Source organism: Flavobacterium sp. 9 (assembly GCF_002754195.1).
In the GTDB taxonomy this organism is placed as follows: domain Bacteria; phylum Bacteroidota; class Bacteroidia; order Flavobacteriales; family Flavobacteriaceae; genus Flavobacterium.
Genome location: NZ_PEEU01000001.1, coordinates 4,541,756 through 4,559,780 on the forward strand (window position 1 = coordinate 4,541,756; position 18,025 = coordinate 4,559,780).

13 protein-coding genes are annotated in these 18,025 nt (G+C 33.6%); 2 read left to right on the plus strand and 11 right to left on the minus strand.

Going from position 1 to position 18,025, the window contains the following annotated elements; genetic code table 11:
• Positions 1 to 13: 13 nt before the first annotated feature.
• From CLU81_RS18860 to CLU81_RS18895, 8 genes are all read right to left on the minus strand, one after another.
• Entirely contained in the window at positions 14 to 1,336 is a 1,323-nt protein-coding gene (locus tag CLU81_RS18860; protein ID WP_099711199.1) for an MFS transporter, read from the minus strand.
• Positions 1,323 to 2,897 (minus strand): glycoside hydrolase family 10 protein, encoded by a 1,575-nt coding sequence (locus CLU81_RS18865; RefSeq protein WP_099711200.1) that lies wholly within the window; start codon positions 2,895 to 2,897, stop codon positions 1,323 to 1,325. Before CLU81_RS18865 ends, CLU81_RS18860 begins: the two co-directional genes overlap by 14 nt.
• A 94-nt stretch (positions 2,898 to 2,991) precedes the next feature.
• Positions 2,992 to 4,260, minus strand: a complete 1,269-nt coding sequence (locus CLU81_RS18870) for an acyltransferase family protein (RefSeq protein WP_099711201.1) — start codon at positions 4,258 to 4,260, stop codon at positions 2,992 to 2,994.
• A gap of 334 nt (positions 4,261 to 4,594) precedes the next feature.
• Positions 4,595 to 5,803: an anhydro-N-acetylmuramic acid kinase gene (locus CLU81_RS18875; RefSeq protein ID WP_099711202.1), complete on the minus strand. Its 1,209-nt coding sequence runs from the start codon at positions 5,801 to 5,803 to the stop codon at positions 4,595 to 4,597.
• A gap of 68 nt (positions 5,804 to 5,871) precedes the next feature.
• A complete protein-coding gene (locus CLU81_RS18880; RefSeq protein ID WP_099711203.1) occupies positions 5,872 to 7,377 on the minus strand; it encodes a sodium:solute symporter in 1,506 nt (501 codons plus the stop codon).
• 326 nt (positions 7,378 to 7,703) lie between these two features.
• Entirely contained in the window at positions 7,704 to 8,525 is an 822-nt protein-coding gene (gene murQ / locus CLU81_RS18885) for an N-acetylmuramic acid 6-phosphate etherase (RefSeq protein WP_099711204.1), read from the minus strand.
• 236 nt (positions 8,526 to 8,761) lie between these two features.
• Complete coding sequence (locus CLU81_RS18890) at positions 8,762 to 10,039, minus strand: RagB/SusD family nutrient uptake outer membrane protein (RefSeq protein ID WP_099711205.1); 1,278 nt, start codon at positions 10,037 to 10,039, stop codon at positions 8,762 to 8,764.
• Positions 10,040 to 10,054: 15 nt separating this feature from the next.
• Positions 10,055 to 13,117 carry a SusC/RagA family TonB-linked outer membrane protein gene (locus tag CLU81_RS18895; protein WP_099711206.1) on the minus strand — a complete coding sequence of 1,021 codons (3,063 nt, stop codon included), beginning with the start codon at positions 13,115 to 13,117 and terminating at the stop codon, positions 10,055 to 10,057.
• A 220-nt stretch (positions 13,118 to 13,337) separates the two neighbouring features.
• On the opposite strand from CLU81_RS18895, the gene CLU81_RS18900 reads away from it, so the two are divergent.
• Complete coding sequence (locus tag CLU81_RS18900) at positions 13,338 to 14,087, plus strand: DeoR/GlpR family DNA-binding transcription regulator (RefSeq protein WP_099711207.1); 750 nt, start codon at positions 13,338 to 13,340, stop codon at positions 14,085 to 14,087.
• Between the two features lie 266 nt (positions 14,088 to 14,353).
• The gene (locus CLU81_RS18905) at positions 14,354 to 14,884 is read left to right on the plus strand and encodes a hypothetical protein (protein WP_099711208.1); all 531 of its coding nucleotides are present in this window, start codon (positions 14,354 to 14,356) and stop codon (positions 14,882 to 14,884) included.
• Positions 14,885 to 15,193: 309 nt separating this feature from the next.
• Here CLU81_RS18905 and CLU81_RS18910 read toward each other — a convergent pair whose 3' ends face one another.
• From CLU81_RS18910 to CLU81_RS18920, 3 genes are read right to left on the minus strand one after another with little or no spacing between them, the layout of a single operon-like run.
• Entirely contained in the window at positions 15,194 to 15,754 is a 561-nt protein-coding gene (locus CLU81_RS18910; protein ID WP_099711209.1) for a hypothetical protein, read from the minus strand.
• Between the two features lie 11 nt (positions 15,755 to 15,765).
• Positions 15,766 to 16,362, minus strand: a complete 597-nt coding sequence (locus CLU81_RS18915; protein WP_099711210.1) for a hypothetical protein — start codon at positions 16,360 to 16,362, stop codon at positions 15,766 to 15,768.
• Entirely contained in the window at positions 16,310 to 17,920 is a 1,611-nt protein-coding gene (locus CLU81_RS18920) for a hypothetical protein (RefSeq protein ID WP_099711211.1), read from the minus strand. Before CLU81_RS18920 ends, CLU81_RS18915 begins: the two co-directional genes overlap by 53 nt.
• Positions 17,921 to 18,025 lie beyond the last annotated feature (105 nt).

Below are 18,025 nucleotides of genomic sequence, written 5' to 3' on the forward strand. Positions count from 1 at the left end.
TTTGATTTGGGGTTTAAACTTCTTCAGATTTCTTCCCAAAATCTTTTGGGAAAATTAAAAAACGTGATAAAATAAGACCTGGAATCGTAGCGATTATTACCCAAATAAAGAAGTGTTCATAACCTAAATATTTTTGAATAAAACCACTTAACATTCCCGGAAGCATCATTCCTAATGCCATAAAACCTGTTGCAAGTGCATAATGTGCTGTTTTTGATTCTCCTTCGGCAACATATATTAAATACATCATAAAACCTGTGAAACCAAAACCGTATCCAAATTGTTCAAGAATTACAGTAATGCAGGTATATAGATTTAAAGGAGAGTTAATTTCGAAAAAATAAAAATTTAAATGAAGATGAAAAAGCTCTTGCGGCTGAAAATGAGCTAATCCAATAAAACCAAGAATAGGCAAATGCATGGCAAGAAACATTGGAAACATCCATTTAGTCAGACCGTGTTTTGAGAGTGCGATTCCGCCTAAAATTCCTCCAACGGTTAAAGCAAAAATCCCTAAAGTTCCATAGATTATTCCAACGGCTTCAGTATCTAGTCCCATTCCGCCAATTTCTTTTTTATCAAGTAAAAACGGAGTTAACATTTTTAGTAACTGAGATTCACCAAGTCTGAAAACAAGTATAAAAGCCAGAATTATTCCAATTTGTTTTTTTTGGAAGAAACTTATAAATATAGTTGCAAAGTTTTGATGATGTGCTTTATCGGTACTTTCTGATGCATTTATTTCGTCTTTTGGAGTAAAAATGAAATTGTAAATCGTAATAAATGTCATTAATAAACCAACAAAAATCATGGTATAAGACCAGGCTTTTGTATTGTCACCATATTTATGTTCTAAATAGCCGGCAAGCAAAACAATTAATCCGTTTCCGGCAAGCATCGAAAGTCTGTAAAATGTGCTTCTGATTCCAAGGAAAAAAGATTGCTGTTCTTTTGGTAAAACCAATAAATAAAAGCCATCAGTCGCAATATCATTCGAAGCCGAAGCAAAAGCTGCGACCCAGAAAATTGCTAAAGTCATTATAAAAAAGCCACTCGCAGGAATCGTAAATCCGACCAGTAAAAAGGCAATCGAAATTAATAATTGCATCGATAAAAACCATTTTCTTTTAGTTCCCGTCAACTCAATAAACGGACTCCAAAGCGGTTTTATAACCCAAGGTAAGTATAATAAACTGGTATAAACGCCAATGTCTTCGTTTGAAATACCCAGATTCTTGTACATAATTACAGAAACTGAGATAATTACGGCATATGGCAAACCGGATGCAAAATTTAGAAACGGAATCCAGAACCAGGGTTTATTATCTATTTTCATCAGGTTGTGCAGGGGTATAGATTTTATAATTCTTTTTTAAGTCGATTGCAGTCGGTGTACTTTCGTTCGCAAAATAATCAATAAATGTTACAGCGCAAGCTTTGTACTGTTTCATTTTTTCGGCAGGAATAGAAAATACAATTGTTCCGTCATATTGATTAACCGCGATTTTGTCAACTATTTTCGAAGGATCATTAATATCTACATTAGAGACATTTTCTCCGCCGTAAATTACCATATAACGAACCTGAGTGTTCAATGGAGATTTAATATTTAATACATATTTATTAGTGCTGTCTTTTTGAAATTCATTTAAAACCGGAATATCAATTACAATATGTTTCAAATTAGGAACCGCAGCCGGAAGTGCCGGATATTTATATTGGTTTTCTGCTAATAAACGAACAACATCAAAGTTTTTATCTATGAACCATTTAGAACTGAAATAGGCGCTTCCGCCAACATTTTTAAAACTTCTGGCAAAATCAACCTGATTTGGAATTTCAGTTGCAAAGTTCCAGCTTTTGTCACCGTCGCCTCTGATTTTATAAGAAGCGTGTCCAATATAAATGGCAGTATTATTAGAATTTTCAGACCACCATTTTACTAATTTCGAATAAGAAGCTCTCGGATTATTCATGCTCCAATACAATTGAGGCGCGATATAATCAATCCATTTTTGGTCCATCCATAAAACAGGATCTGCATACAAATCATCGTAATTTGCTGTCGATTGAGTTTCAGAACCTTTTGGATCTACTGATTTATTACGCCAAACCCCAAACGGACTTATCCCGAATTGTACCCAAGGTTTGCTTGTTTTAATCATTGTCGAAATAGTGTGAACAAAGTTGCTCACATTGGCACGACGCCAATCGCCAAGGCTTAAACCTGCGCCATATTTTTTGTAAGATACAGTATCATTAAATGTTTTTCCGGGAACAGTATAAGGATAAAAATAATCATCAAAATGAATTGCATCGATATCGTATTTATCGACAACTTCTTTTACAACTTTAGTCAAATGTTCCTGAACTTCAGGCAAAGCAGGATCATAATAGATTTTTCCGCCATATTCAATCATCCATTCCGGATGTTTAAAAATGTCGTGATTTGGGCTTAATTGTTGTTTGTTTAGATCGAAAGTAGCACGATAAGGATTCAGCCACGCGTGAAATTCGAAACCTCTTTTGTGTGCTTCCTCAATCATCCAAGCCAATACATCATAATACGGATTTGGTGCCTGACCTTCTTTCCCTGTTAAAAATCGAGACCACGGAGCAAGTTCTGAAGGATAAAGAGCATCTCCAACACTTCTAACCTGAACAATTACGGCATTATAGTTTAGTTTTTTATAAGCGTCTAAAATCTCAATATAATCTGCTTTTTCTTTTTCTACACCATCGGTGGCAGTTTTTGGCCAGTCGATATTTACAACGGTTGCAATCCAGACACCTCTAAATTCGTTTTTAGGATGTGCAGTTCTTTCCTGTGCATTGGATTTCCATCCAAAGAAAAATAAAAATATAATAGAGAATAATAGTTGCTGATTTTTATGCATTTCAATCTTTTTTAACAGAAACCAAAAATAGTTTTTTTAGATGAGTATAAGAAATTATAATTTTAGAATAGTTCCTCTTGTTTTTTCGTCGAATTTATACTTTAAAAATCATGCCCTTTTTGTAAAAATACCATAAAACACAACTCCATAGAAGAATATATAGTACTGAATAAGTAAGGGACGATATCATTTGATTTTCAAAAAGTGGACTAATCCAGTATTGGTAGGCATAATCTCTAACGTTTATTTGTTCCGAAATATTTTCCGGGTTCTGAACTTTAATTAATGCAAGTGCGCGAGGCAATATTCCGGAAACGAAAAATACAATCATTGGATTTACGCCCCAACTCAATAAAAATTTCGTCCATTTTTTGTTTTCCAATACATCTACAATATAGTAAATCAACGTAAGAAGTAAAAGTGCAATTCCAGCAGTAAATAAAACGTAAGAACTCGTCCAAAGCGCTTTGTTTATTGGGAAAAATACAGACCATAATAATCCTGAAAGAATTAATATAATACTGATGATTCCCATTTTTTTGGCGATTTCCAGTTTTGGCAAAGGCTTCAGAAGTAATTGCCCAATTAGTAAGCCAATTATTCCGTTTGCGATAGTTGGTATAGTGCTTAGAATTCCTTCTGGATCCCAGGTTTTAGTAGCAATATACATATGATCTTTTAGTAAAATACTGTCTAACCATGAAGCCAAATTAGTGATAGGTTCAAGGTTTGAGTAACCAATTCCCGGAACAGGAATCAACGTCATTATTGCCCAATATCCCAATAAAATTGAAGAACTCAGAATGATTTGAGTTTTTATAGTTGTTTTTAAATAGATAATCGAAACAAAGAAATACACAATTCCAATGCGTTGTAGAACGCCGGGAAGTCTCACGTCTTTAAAGTTTTCGTGTCCGCCATAAGCCAGAGTCAGAAAAATTATAAATAAACTAATAGCTAAAATTGTTTTGGTTTTTAACTTAAAATCGCCAATTAAAGCATATCCAACTATAAATGTAATCGCTAAACGAACAAGCAAAAGCGGAAATCCATCCAATCCTAAAAAGTAAATACTATTAAAAAAGTACAAAAAGAATCCGAGGCAAATAATGCGCAACGAACGTGTTATTATTTTGAGAATATTTTCGGGTTTGTCTTGTTTAACAGGCATTGCCAAAGGAACTGCAATTCCTACAACAAAAATAAAAAACGGAAATACGAGATCAGCCAGCGTGCAGCCATTCCATTTTGCGTGATCGAGAATTGGATAAACATAATCCCAGCTTCCCGGATTATTCACAACCGTCATCAATAAAACGGTAAGTCCTCTTAAAACATCAACTGAAATAATGCGATCTTTCATTTTTCTATTTTATTTAATTCGTTTGGGGCAATTATTTTTAACACATTGTCTCGAAGCTTAATATAATTAAGTTAAGCTTTTAGAAAATAAAATTAATCTCGCAAAGGCGCGAAGTCGCAAAGTTTTGTCATTTCGACCGAAGGGAGAAATCACACGCGTAGCTCGACAAAGATTGGCGACATTACTTTACGGAGTTTCTTGTGTGATTTCTCCCTTCGGTCGAAATGACAATATTGTATTTAGACTTTGCGACTTCGCGACTTTGCGAGAGATTTATTCGCCATCGTCCCGACGCTTCGGGATAGATTTTTTCTTAACTTCATGACATTCTATATTAATTGGGTAATGAAATTTTCCCCATAGTTACAGATGGGATTCCTTGATGAGAACCAAAATTAAAATCTTCTCCCGCTACAGTTTGATTGGCAAGAATGGCAAATAAAACCGCTTCTTTGGCATCGCCTGAAATTCCTAAATCATCACTTTTGTGAAATGTACAAGGCAATAATTCTTTTAACCATTTTACTAATAATGGATTATGCGTTCCTCCGCCAGACATATAGATTTTGAAATCTTCAAGTTTAGAAGCGCTTTTTTTAACAGCATAATGAATGGCTTCGGCAATTGTTTCGGCACTAAAACGCGTTAAAGTCGCCAATAAATCTGATGCTGAAATTGTATCAATATTGCTTTTTGCCAAAGCAGCTTTTACATAAGCTTCGCCAAAAAGTTCCGGACCAATAGTTTTTGGAAATTCCTGACTGAAAAATGTATCGTCTTTCAAGTTGTCTAATAACGATTGATTTACAGTTCCTTGTTGCGCGATTTCGGCATCTTTGTCGTAACTTTTTTCAGGAAAATATTGTTTTGTAAAAAGATCAATTAAGGTATTTCCGGTTCCGGTATCGGTTACAAAAGTTTCTTCGGCATTTAGGGAAGCGGGTAGAAAAGTAAAATTGGCAATTCCGCCCATGTTAAGCATAATGCGGTTTTCGCCCTTTTTTCCAAATAAAAAATAATCGCCATAAACCGCCAATGGAGCGCCTTCGCCACCTGCTGCAATATGTTTTTGTCTAAAATCAGACAAAGTAATAATGCCTGTTTTTACTGCAATATGATCGCCATCTCCAATTTGTAAAGTAGCATTTGGAAATTTTTCTTGTTGATGCAAAAACTTTGGCGCATGCAAAACCGTTTGACCGTGCGAAGCAATTAAATCAATTTCATCAGCAGAAATATTTCGTTTTCTAAGAAAAGCGTTGATCATTTCGGCATGCAAAATACCAATCCATTCGTTAAGCATTACCAAATGCTGAAAATCAATTTCTTTCTTCGCAAAAACTTTACGGATCTCAATTTTAATTTCTTCCGAGTAATCGATAGTTTCAAATTGAGTTACTTTGACAGCGGTATTTTGGCCTGAGCCCGAAATTTCGCATAACGCAATATCGAGTCCGTCAAGCGAAGTTCCGGACATTAATCCGATTATTTTTCGGGTTTCTTTTTGTGCGATTTGGTAAAGTGCGCTTATATTTTTGTTCATGAAAATTGAATTTTATGAAATCTGTTGAATTGAAATGCTAAAATCAGATTATTTTACATAGAAATGACTTAAAAAGAGATTTTTTCTTCAGAAGTTTTGCTTGTAAAATAAAGTCCGATATAAGTGAATAATCCGTTTAAGATTATAAGTTCATTATCAAAAGTATAACCTATAATTGAAGCCGAATGTTCACTCACAAAATACGTCAAAATTGGAGCGATAATACAAATTACAGGCACAATTTTGTCGTTTACGCGTCTTGATTTTTGTAATAATCCAAAAGCATATAATCCTAATAATGGTCCGTAAGTATAAGATGCCGCTCTGAAAATTAAAGCCACTACAGAACTATCATTAAAAGAATTTAAGACAATAATCACGAGAAATAATAGTATCGAAAATCCAAAATGAACTAAATGTCTTCTTCTGATATTGTTGTTGTTTGAGAGATTTTCTGTTTTGTCCATTCCCATAAAATCCACACAAAATGAAGTGGTTAAAGCCGTCAATGCCGAATCTGTCGTAGCAAAAGTAGCGGCGATAATTCCTAATAGAAAAACAAATGCCGGAACAATTGACAAATGATTCAATGCAATTTCCGGGAAAAGTAAATCTGTTCTTGGTTTTCCGGTTACTAAATCTAGCGGAGTTGAAATGCCGTTTTTGTTTGCGTAGATGTATAATAAAGCGCCTAAACTTAGAAAAATAATGTTGATAAGCACAAATACGCCCGTAAACGTAAACATGTTTTTTTGTGCTTCGCCGATATTTTTGCAACTCAGGTTTTTTTGCATTAAATCCTGATCAAGTCCAACCATTGCAATGGTTACAAAGATTCCGCCAAGGATTTGTTTTACAAAATGATATTTGCTGGTTAAGAAATTATCAAAGAAAAATACTTGCGAATAGTTGCTTTTTCGAATGGTTGAAACAGATTCAATTACGCTTAAATTCAAACTGTCGCACACAAAATAAATGGTGATAAAAACAGAAGTAACTAAGAAAAAAGTCTGTAAAGTATCCGTAATAATAATGGTTTTTAAACCGCTTTTGTAAGTATATAAAAATATTAGAGTCAAGGCTAAAAACACCGTCATAGGAAATGGAATTCCATAAAAATCAAAGACATAACGCTGTAAAACAATAACCACTAAATACAATCGAAATGCCGAACTTACGGTTCTGCTTACCAAAAAAATCGACGCAGCAGTTTTATAACTGTTTGTTCCCATTCTTTGTTCGATATAACCGTAAATAGATGTAAGGTTCATTCGATAATATAACGGAAGTAATACTTTGGCGATAATAATAAACCCAATCGCGTTTCCTAAAATGAACTGAAAATACTTGAATTGTTCTCCGTTTGGCGATCCGACTTCGCCAGGAACCGAAATAAAAGTCACGCCGGATAATGCGGTTCCAATCATTCCAAAAGCAACTAAATACCATTTAGAATTTTTATTGGCTTTAAAAAACGAATCATTGTCTTGTCCTTTTTTACTTATGACTTGAGAAATGAGTAATAATAGTCCAAAATATACGATGATAAAAATTAAGATGGTGCTTGAAGACATTTTGGTTTTGGATTAGTTATGAAATTATTTTTTAATTTGGTTGGTGTAATTTAAAAGTTCAATTAAACACAAATTTCACGAATTGTCACTAATTTATTTGTGAAATTAATTTGTAATATTTGTTGCCACATGAAAGTCCAATTAGACACAATAGTCCCGAAGCTAAAACACAATATTGTCATTTCGACGGAGGAGAAATCTTCGTAAGTCGCTCGACAAAGATTAAAGATTTTGCATGCGGAGTTTCTTGTGGAGATTCCTCGTTCCTCGGAATGACAAAACTTCGCGACTTTGCGAGAGATTCACTTTTTAAACTATTCTCTACTTTATTTCTTAGCGCTATTCTCCTGTAAAACAGCTCTGACGCTTTTGTGTTTTTGCAGTAATTCGGCAGCAAGATCGTGTTCGATATTAAGTTCTTCCATGATCATTTTAATGGCTCTTTTTACTAATTTTTCGTTAGACAATTGCATGTCAACCATTTTGTTGCCTTTGATTTTTCCCAGTTTAATCATAACCGAAGTTGAGATCATATTTAAGGTTAGTTTTTGAGCGGTTCCGGCTTTCATACGAGTACTTCCCGTTAAAAATTCAGGACCTACGACGACTTCTATTGGATAATCGGCGACTTCAGCAATTAAACCTTTGCTAATGCAGGAAATACTACCGGTTTTAATGTTGTTTTCTTTTGCTTTTTTGAGTCCGCCTAAAACGTACGGCGTGTTTCCCGAAGCAGCGATTCCGATAATAAAATCCAGACTCGAGATTTGATGTTTGGATAAATCCTTCCAGGCTTGTTCGGTATCGTCTTCAGCATTTTCGACTGCTTTTCTTATTGCAGTATCTCCACCGGCAATAATTCCGATAATCATATCGTGTGGAACGCCAAAAGTTGGAGGACATTCAGAAGCATCCAGAATCCCGATACGTCCGGAAGTTCCGGCTCCAATATAAAATAACCGTCCGCCAAGCTGCATTTTTTTTACGATTGCTTTTACCAGTTTTTCAATCTTCGGAATTTGTTTTTCAACAATAAGTGGTACTTTTTTATCTTCGGTATTTATGTTTATGAGCAATTCTTTGGTGCTCATTTGGTCTAAATTTTTATACAGAGATTCTTGTTCAGTTTCAGGGTTTTTGTTTGGCATAACAAATAAATTGTGGTTATTTTATAAAAAATCGGGGTATAGTGTTATCGTTTGGGCATAAATATTATGAATCAATTTTGAACACGAATTTCACAAATTAACACTAATTAGGTTTGTGAAATTAATTTCGCAAACTAAGCTAGCCTATTAAAATTTGTGCAAATCTGTGAAATTCGTGTTTACAATATTTATGTTGGACTATAAATGAATTATATCATACCCCAATTTTACAATTTTTAGATAGCAGGATCTGGAGGCGTGTTTGTATTATTATTTCTCTCAGAATCCGGATAAGGATACCAGTTACGGTTTCTTTCGGCTCCGGCTGTTCCTGCGCCCGGACGATCAAATCTTCTGCTGTCTTCCAGTTTCAGGCTTGACATATACATTTCGATACAGCGATTTCTGTAAATCTCGGTTAAAATTGCAGATTTTGTAATCGCTCCGGTATATGGCGCAAGATTAGCTCCAATTCCGTAAGTATCAGCCGCAGCAGTTTTGGTTAAAACTTTATTTAATTCTATAATTGCTTGTGGTAAATTGTCTTTACGCGCATATCCTTCAGCTTTGATTAACATCATTTCGCCAGGTAAATAAAGCGGAATTGGTTTAATATTAGAATCAAAGAAACCAGTTGCAACCGTAGGATTTGAACCTGGTTTAATGTAGAAATTCAATCTTCCGTCTGCGCTATCAGGCGCTAAACTTGCTGGTAATCCTAAGGTTAAATCAACAGGTTGAAAAACATTATTTGTCGTAATCGAAATATAAGCAATTGGGTTTGCACTAATCTGATCGAAAGCAAAAATTGATTTAACCGAAAGATCAACCATTCCTGCATAAGTAATGGCATTGTCATAATCTCCAGCCATTAAATAGGTTCTTGCCAAAAGCGCATAAACGGAATTTTTATAATTAACTCCGGCTACCAAACCAGAAAATCCTGTTGCTTTGTCCAATAAAGGTTCCGTTGCTTTTAGAATTTTAATTGCTTCTGTTAACACATCTGCTCTGGAATCAAAAGTGGCATTTTTTCCTGTTTTTAAAGGTACACTTTGAAAATATTGTACAAGAGTTGTAATCGCCATTGCTTTAAAAATTGTAGCATGAACAAGAACACTTGCTTTTTCGTTTTCCGAAGTTAATACATCAATATGATCGATAACTTTTTGAGATTCAGATTTAATCACAAGACATTGTGACCATAGATTGTTTACGACTTGATTTTTGGTCGAAAGAACGCCGCCACCAACAGAAAGTTCACCTTCGTCAACATTTCCGGCATTTAGCAATCGCAATTCTTTTGTTGTAAATCCGTTTCCTGTAATCGTGTTGTAAACAGGACTTATACGTTCGATAGTCCAAAGTTGCTGTAATCCATTGGCAGCACCAATGACTCCTTCTCTGGTTCCAAAAACCAACTCCAAAGATGGTTTTGTTGGGTCAACATAATCTTCATTACAACTTGCAAAAAGCAATGTAAGAGCTACTATAGGGATGAATATTTTTTTCATGATGTTTTTGTTTGATTAAAATTGAACTTTTACGGCCAATGAGTATGAACTTGGAATTGGCACTGTTCCAAAATTGTATTTCGCAACCGATGATTGTCCGCCAGAATTGGTTTCCGGATCAAAACTGGTGAAATTATCCCATGAAATCAGGTTTCTTCCACTAGCTGTAATCGTTAAATCATCAAAGAAGTTGTTTAATTTTCCGAAAGAATAATTCAAAGAAACTTCTCTTAATTTCAGGTAACTTCCGTCAACAACTCTAAACTCTTCAATATTATAAATCGACCAGATATAACCACGAGGTAATTCTCCGTTAAGCTCTTTGGTTACAATTGTTCCTGATCCTACACCTTGTCTGGTTCTGTAATCGGCATCAAAAACATCTACGCCCTGAACGCCATCAAATAATACTGAAAGTCCCCATTTTTTGTAATTCACATTGGCTCCAAAGGCAATCACATAATCCGGATTTGGATTACCAATTTGTTTGTTCAAAATAGTTCCTGTTGGTTGTCCGTTCGCATCTCTTTGTGGCGCTCCGGTAGCCACATCACCTTTTTCAGTTTGAGGATATCCGTCTGGAGTTAGTAATAAACTTCCGTCTGAATTTCGGGCAAAATAAGTACCGTAGAAAATCCCGATTGGTTTGTTCATTTCTACAAAAACAGGCGCTCCGGCTAAATTACTGTCTAATTTAAAACGTTGTTGTGGTAATCCTGTTACTTTATTTCTGTTGCTGCTATAGTTTACAAAAACGTCAACATGTAAATTCTCTTTTTTGATAAGGTCATATTTCAAATTGATTTCATACCCTTTATTGTTCATTTGTCCAATGTTTTTAATGGTATTTGTAGCTCCTTCAGAAGCCGCCAATTGAACTGGTAACAACAAATCATCAATATCTGCATTGTAATAACTGAAAGATAAATTCAGACGATCTTTCAAGAAACCAAAATCACCACCAACTTCATATGTAACACTTTGCTCCGGTTTTAAGTCTAAGTTTCCTTGTTTGAATCCTTCAATAGTAAAAGTACTATTTCCTAAAAGAGTTCCTGTAGAATAGTTGGTAAAACGGGCATAAGGTTTAATAGCCGTTAAACTTCCTGATTTTCCCCAAGAAGCTCTAAAACGTACCGAACTTACAGCGTCATGAATTCCTTCCATAAATTTTTCGTCAGAAAGTACATAACTCGCACTTGCTTTTGGATAAAATTGAGATCGGTTATCGCTTGAGAAAATAGTAGATGCATCTTGTCTTCCGGCAATTGTCAGATAAAGTTTGTCTTTGTATCCAACAGTTTCCTGAAGATAATATCCCCATAAATTGTATTTGGACTGACTGGAACTTGGCGAACCCGGAATCAGTGTATTAAAAGCATTTATAGTTTCAATAAATGGTTTTAGATTACGACCTTCGATAGCAGCAAAATCGTCACGATAGGTTTGTACGTTGTAACCTCCATAAGTTGTAGCTTTCCATTTATCATTGATATTCCAAAGATATCTTAAGTTCAAATCGTTGTTAAATTGTACAACTCTGTTGCTGGCTTCAGAAACATAACCGTCGTTGTAATACGCAGGATTCACCACATAAGGATATCTTGGAATAAATACATTTCCTCTTTGGTTGTAATTGTCGATACCAAAAATCAAATCGGCATTGAAATTTTTAAAAGGAGTATAATTCAACTGTAAATCCGAAATAATACGATCTGTATTTTGTGTGATTTTGAAATCCTCAATTATCGAAAGCGGATTAACTCTGTTTGGATCAACAGCCATTAAATTGCCATTAATATCTCTTCGATGAATGTCGTATGTGTTATTGGTAATATTGATCGCATTAATTGGACTCCAGAAAACGTTCCCATCCGGTTTTTCATTCGAACTTGAATTCACGTAATTTAATCCTACCGTAGCAGACAATTTTGAATTGAAATCATGTTTTAATCTCACTTTGGCACCGGCTCTTTTGAAATCGGTATTTTTTACAATTCCTTCGTTTACCAAATAGCCAAGAGAAGCAAAATATTTAGTTTTTTCATCTCCGCCTTGAAGAGAGAAGTAAGTGTCAGTTCCAACGCCTGTACCAAAAATATCATCTTGATAATCGTATCTTTTTACATCAGTAGTTCTGGTTTCAAGATTTCGACCAAGAACAGTTACTGTAGTTGGACTTGCAGGATTTCCCTGAATTGGGAATAATGCAGGAGAAGTGCTCACAAACTGTTTGTCAGACATATTCATATCCAGTTTTTTTCGGATTTGGTTTGAAGTCACGCTCGTCGAAAAAGTATATCTCGTTTCGCCTGCTACACCTTTTTTAGTCGTAATTAAAACCACACCGTTTGCAGCTCTTGATCCGTAGATTGCTGCGGCAGCACCTCCGTTCAAAACTTCTACGCTTTGTATGTCATTCGGATTAATATCTGCAGATCTGTTTTGACCAATTTGCATATTTGAGTTTCCGGTCGTAACATTCAGGTTGGTTACATTGGTTGTGGCATTGTTCAAAACCACACCGTCAATAACATATAATGGATCAGAAGAACCTAAAATAGATGAAGTTCCTCTAAGTTTGATGCTGAAACCTCCGGCAGGATCTCCTGAGTTTTGAGAAACCTGTGCTCCGGCAATTTTTCCCTGCAAAGCTGTCGAAAGACCTCCGGGTTGCGCTTTAACCAAATCTTCACCTTTTATACTTGTTACAGCATTTCCAAGTTCTTTACGTGTTGCACGAACTGTAGAACCCAAAACAACAACTTCAGAAAGTGTGTTGAGCTCTTCGGTCATTTTAAGATTAACGGAGTTGGTGCCGGCTGTAATTTTGACTTTTTTAGACGCAAATCCAACAAAAGTAAAAACGAGAGTTTCGCCTTCGTTTACAGCGATGCTGAATTTTCCGTCTAAATCAGTTACGGTACTTTTAGAGGTTCCTTCAATCAAAACGGATACTCCTGGTAGAGAAAGTCCGTCAGTACTACTCGTAATTGTACCGGTTACGGTTTTTGTTTGCGCAAGAACGGGTTGAGCAAACAAAATAATTCCAAATAAAATAAATAATAGTTTTTTCATTTTAAAATATTTGTTTGGTTAGAAAACCTAAATATAGGGATTAATTCTAATAAATGAATTTTTTTGCAATATTTTTATTTAGAATATAATAAAATGCATAAAAACGCAATAATAATTGTTTTATAATGCTATTTTGAACTTTGTAGAAGTGATTTGAAAATATTAATGTTCAAATCGTGCACGATAATGCATTATATTTTATATTTGTTAAAAAATTAAAATGCTTAAAAAAGAAAGACATCAATTTATCATGGATAAATTTAAGAATGTCGAAAAAATAAATACGATTGATCTTGCCTTAGAATTGAACATTTCTGAGGATACAATACGTAGGGATTTTAATGAATTACACAACAAAGGACTCATCAATAAAGTATATGGTGCCGCTTTTCCTGTAAAAGAAAAATCAAATAATGTATTTGATATTACCATTATTAATGAAGACAAAAAGATAATAGTAGGACAAAAAGCGTTGTCGTTTTTAAGCGAAGGACAAGTGATTATAATGACCGGAGGAACGACCAATTTATCTTTTTGCAAACTTATTCCAATAGATTTCTCCGCTACTATATATACGTATAGTTTGCCTATTGCTATGCAGTTATCACAACATCCTAATATCGAGTTGATTTTTATTGGAGGCAAATTACAGAAAAAAGCCATGGTAACCGTTGGCATCGACGTAGTTCAGGTTTTGTCTAAAATCAGAGCCGATGTTTGTTTTCTGGGCGTAAGCAGTTTAGACGTCAATCAAGGACTTACCGAAATGGGATATGAAGTCTCAATCATCAAAAAAGAAATGATCAACGCCTCAGACAAAGTTATTGTTCTGGCAACCTCAGATAAAATAAACGGCAAAATGCCACATCAGGTTTGTGGTCTCGACAAAATAGATGCAATCGTAACGGAGCTAAACCCAAAAAGTTCCAGAATTAGAAGTTTTGTAGAAGCTGGAGCTAGAGTGTATTGATTGTATTGCGTTATTTTGCAGTTTTTTTGTTTAAAATAACATGTAAAGTATATGATTTATCAGAAACTTCTTAAGTAATTAGGAAGTTTTTTTATGTTCATGTTAATTAAAAAAGATTACGACAATTTATTGAACTACATCCCGAAAAAATAATAATATTCGTAATAAAAATAGTTTTATATTCGTAGTAATTAATCCTAATTTGATGCTGTAAATCTATAGAGTTTAGCATAGCCAAAAAATAAACTAATTAATAAAACGATAATATGAAATTAATCAAGAAAAATGAACTTGAAAAAACAATAGGTAAAAAAGGCTTTTGGTCGCCTAAAAAAATAGTTGGGCTATGTGAATACGGGGCAGGTATCGAAGAAATTGATGATGCTTTAGGGGCACAAAACTTTTTTAAAGTAAAACCATTGGTAAATTTTACTAAACATTCTGATGGAATTGAAGTTTCAATCATGCATAATTTCAAACTTTATTATCTTGCTATTAATAATTCTGATATAAAAAGTATAACTCTGGAATCAGGTGGAATAATTGATATTGAAGAACGTTCTGTACTTAAAAGAGCAATTGTTGGAGGGTTAATATTAGGGCCAATTGGTGCCGTTTTAGGTGGAGTAAGTGGAGTGAAGGATAAAATAATTAAAGATAACGATAGTCTTATAATTATTGCTCAGTCTGATGGAAAAGAACAAGCTTTGATATGTACTATAAAAAAAGGTAAGACACAGGAACTTGCAAAGTTTTTTATAGAGAACTTTAGAAATTCATTCAGCGTCAATAAATAGGTTCGAAATCATTGCAGTTCTTTAGGTCTTTGAAGTCTTCAGGAAAACAATATTATTATAAATTGTGCGCTGTAAGATTCCAATTGCTATCGGAATCTGATTTAATATCTGTTCAAATAAATCAATTAAGAAAATAAAAAACCCTCGATTTTTGAAAATCGAGGGTTTTCTGTTTGTTGTAAACTTTATAATTAGAAAACCTATTCCAAACTCAAATAAGGATTTAAAACTTCGGTTAATTCATTGAGTCAATAAAAGTTATTTTCAAGTTTGAGAATTTGGTTATAATAAATTCCATAGTTTTTGTTTTTAAAAATTATATCCAATTCTTAAGTGTAAATCAACAGCTACTTCTCCTTTTTCGGTATTTATTTTTTCTAAAAAATATCTGTAACCAAGACCAAACCCAGTTTCATAATGAAAATGATTTCCTAAGTTTCTGCGGATACTCCATTTAGGAATAATAGAAATGTTAGTTATTGCATCAACATCACTATTTGAAATGACAAATAAATCAGGTTGATATTTTAAATTCAATGCAATGAAATTAGCACTGTTGTTCGCTGTTGTTTTATTGTTACGAGCTCTTTTTTCAATATTGTAATAATATCTTGGTTCCAATGTAATTACAGGAACAAGTACGGTACCAATCTTGGTGTCAGATGCTCCTCCAAAAAAACCTGCATCAAGGCCTAATTCACTTTTTAATGATAAGTTAGAAATCAATCTGGTTTCGTTATTGACCCAAAAGCCTAAAAAACCGGTTTCTATTCCAAAAATAGATTTTTCTAATGTTGCTTTATTTTGCGATATACTCTTTGTTCCAAATGTTAATACGAGTAAAAGAGTTATTATTTTTGATAGTTTCATACTCTAAATTATTAATATATTTCTATTCCTATTTTAAATCCGGCGCTTTCAATATTGTTATAGTCATTTTTTCGATTATCCTGCTTGATAAATGTTTTATATAAGTTCTGGTGAGAGTAGCACAATTCAAAATTGCCAAGTATTTTTTTTGCAATCACAAATCGATAGTCGACACCTATTCGTAATAAAACACCAAATTTTTCTACTTGCCCCAAATGTCCGCCTAAATCAAACGAAGTTAACAGGCTTTCTTTTGTGTCATTCAAAACCCATTTAATTCCGCCAGTAATTGGGATGTAATCAATGTTTGGCTGGTTGATAGATTCATAACCACTACTTGCTGTAAAAGCAAAACATTTAGAGATGTAATAGTTTAAGTGTATGCTTGTGCCTAATATTTTAGATTTTGTACTAGTTTCGGATATTTCATCATGTTCTGATGGTATACTGAAATCATAAGGGAATAGGATTAGCGCTGATAAATCAACGCTAAATCCTTTCTTTTTAAATTCGTTTTCCTGACAATAAACCATTATCGGAATTAAGAATATAATACTAAAATACCATTTTAAACCCATACCATTTTCCGTGTTTGTTTGCCATTCCATATATGTTTATTCCCGTGACTTTAGGATTTTTGAAATCAAATTTTAAGTCATTAAAACCAGTTTTAACATTAAAATCACCACCATTCCCAGCTCCAAAAGTGTAGATGATTTTTGGAGTAACGAATCCCCAGTCAAATGTCTTTTGCCTATCAGAACAATTAGTACATTTTGCGCCTAGATTATAATACTGCACAATAGTCTGACCTCTTTGATTTAGTATCACTCCAATTTCATTTATTGGTTTGTTATTTGATTTCATGATGTTTTCAGCTTGCGGGTAAATTTGTCCATAGAATAACTTTCGAATTTCATATTCAGTAAGATCTTTACCTATAAAGTCGGCAGCAACTTCAATTATCATGTCAAGTTTTTTAATTGGTAAATTAGGGATAGGTTTGTCTGTTCCAGCATATATTGCATTATTATAACTGTTTAAACTTGTGTAAAGTTTTCCAGAGTCCGCTACATAATAATTCACGATCATACTGTTGTAAGGATTGCTAAAAACTTTTGAATTGTCAAAAAACCATGTTACACTATTTACTCCAAGAGCAACTGAATCTGTATTTTCTTCTCTCCAAATTCCAGTCCAACCCCTAAATTGATGTTTTACATTAACTCCAATTGAGAATGCTAAAAATAAGTTTACATTATAATATTTTAGTTTTACCCGACGTTTACTCTCGTAATTGGTTGTACATATTTTTGTTTGTCCAAAAAGATTTGCTAGCCAGGGACTACTTGGATTACATATTTGAAGATTATCTACAACATTGTTAAAGACAGGGTCAGTAGAAGCCATGACGGCTTGCGTTGACATTGATTTTGCAGAGATATTGGTTAAAGAATTAGAAATGTTTTCAGTTCCTTTATCATCTACAAATGAGCTTATATGAGCTGTAACCTGTTTTAAACCACCATTAGGATTAAATTTTGGATATTTTTGATGCACATTTACTTCTCCAATATCGCTCAGTGATTTAATTTGATAAATACTCATGAAAGTATACAGTTCATTTATATTTTCTTTATTGCAAAATAAAATTCCCTGATCCGTATATTTATATATTATGTTGTCAACTTGTATCTCTGCATTTTCATTTAGAAGACTTAGGAATAATTCGTCACCTATTATATCTTCTACTATATCGTAGTGATCAATTATTTGTTCGTCTAGTATTGTTTCATTTACTATTTGTGAGGTGCTTTTAGCATTTATTGATTTATTAGTCAATTGCTTTTCTTTAATTTTTCCAAAGTGCTTTTGAATTTCTTTAATTTCCGTTTCATCATTGACAATAGGTTTTAAAGAATAAAAATCTTTTCTATAAAATTTCTCTTCTAACATGGAAGCAATCTCATCATTGCCTTCGTTTTTAGATGTATTGTAAAATTCAGAGAAAGTAGTTTTATTTGGAAAAGAAAGTCTTCCATCTTCAATGTTAATTTTATCCATCGAAGCTATTTTTTCATTTGATTCACTATTTTGATCTTTTTCGCAAGATAAACAGCAAGTTAGTATTGAAAATAATACTAAAAATAATTTTCCATTCTGCATAATTACTGGTTTTAGATTGTTAATATTTTCAAAACTAAACCAATATTTACCTATAATTTATAGGTTATGCTTTATAATTATCGCTTAAAATAATAAGTTATTTCT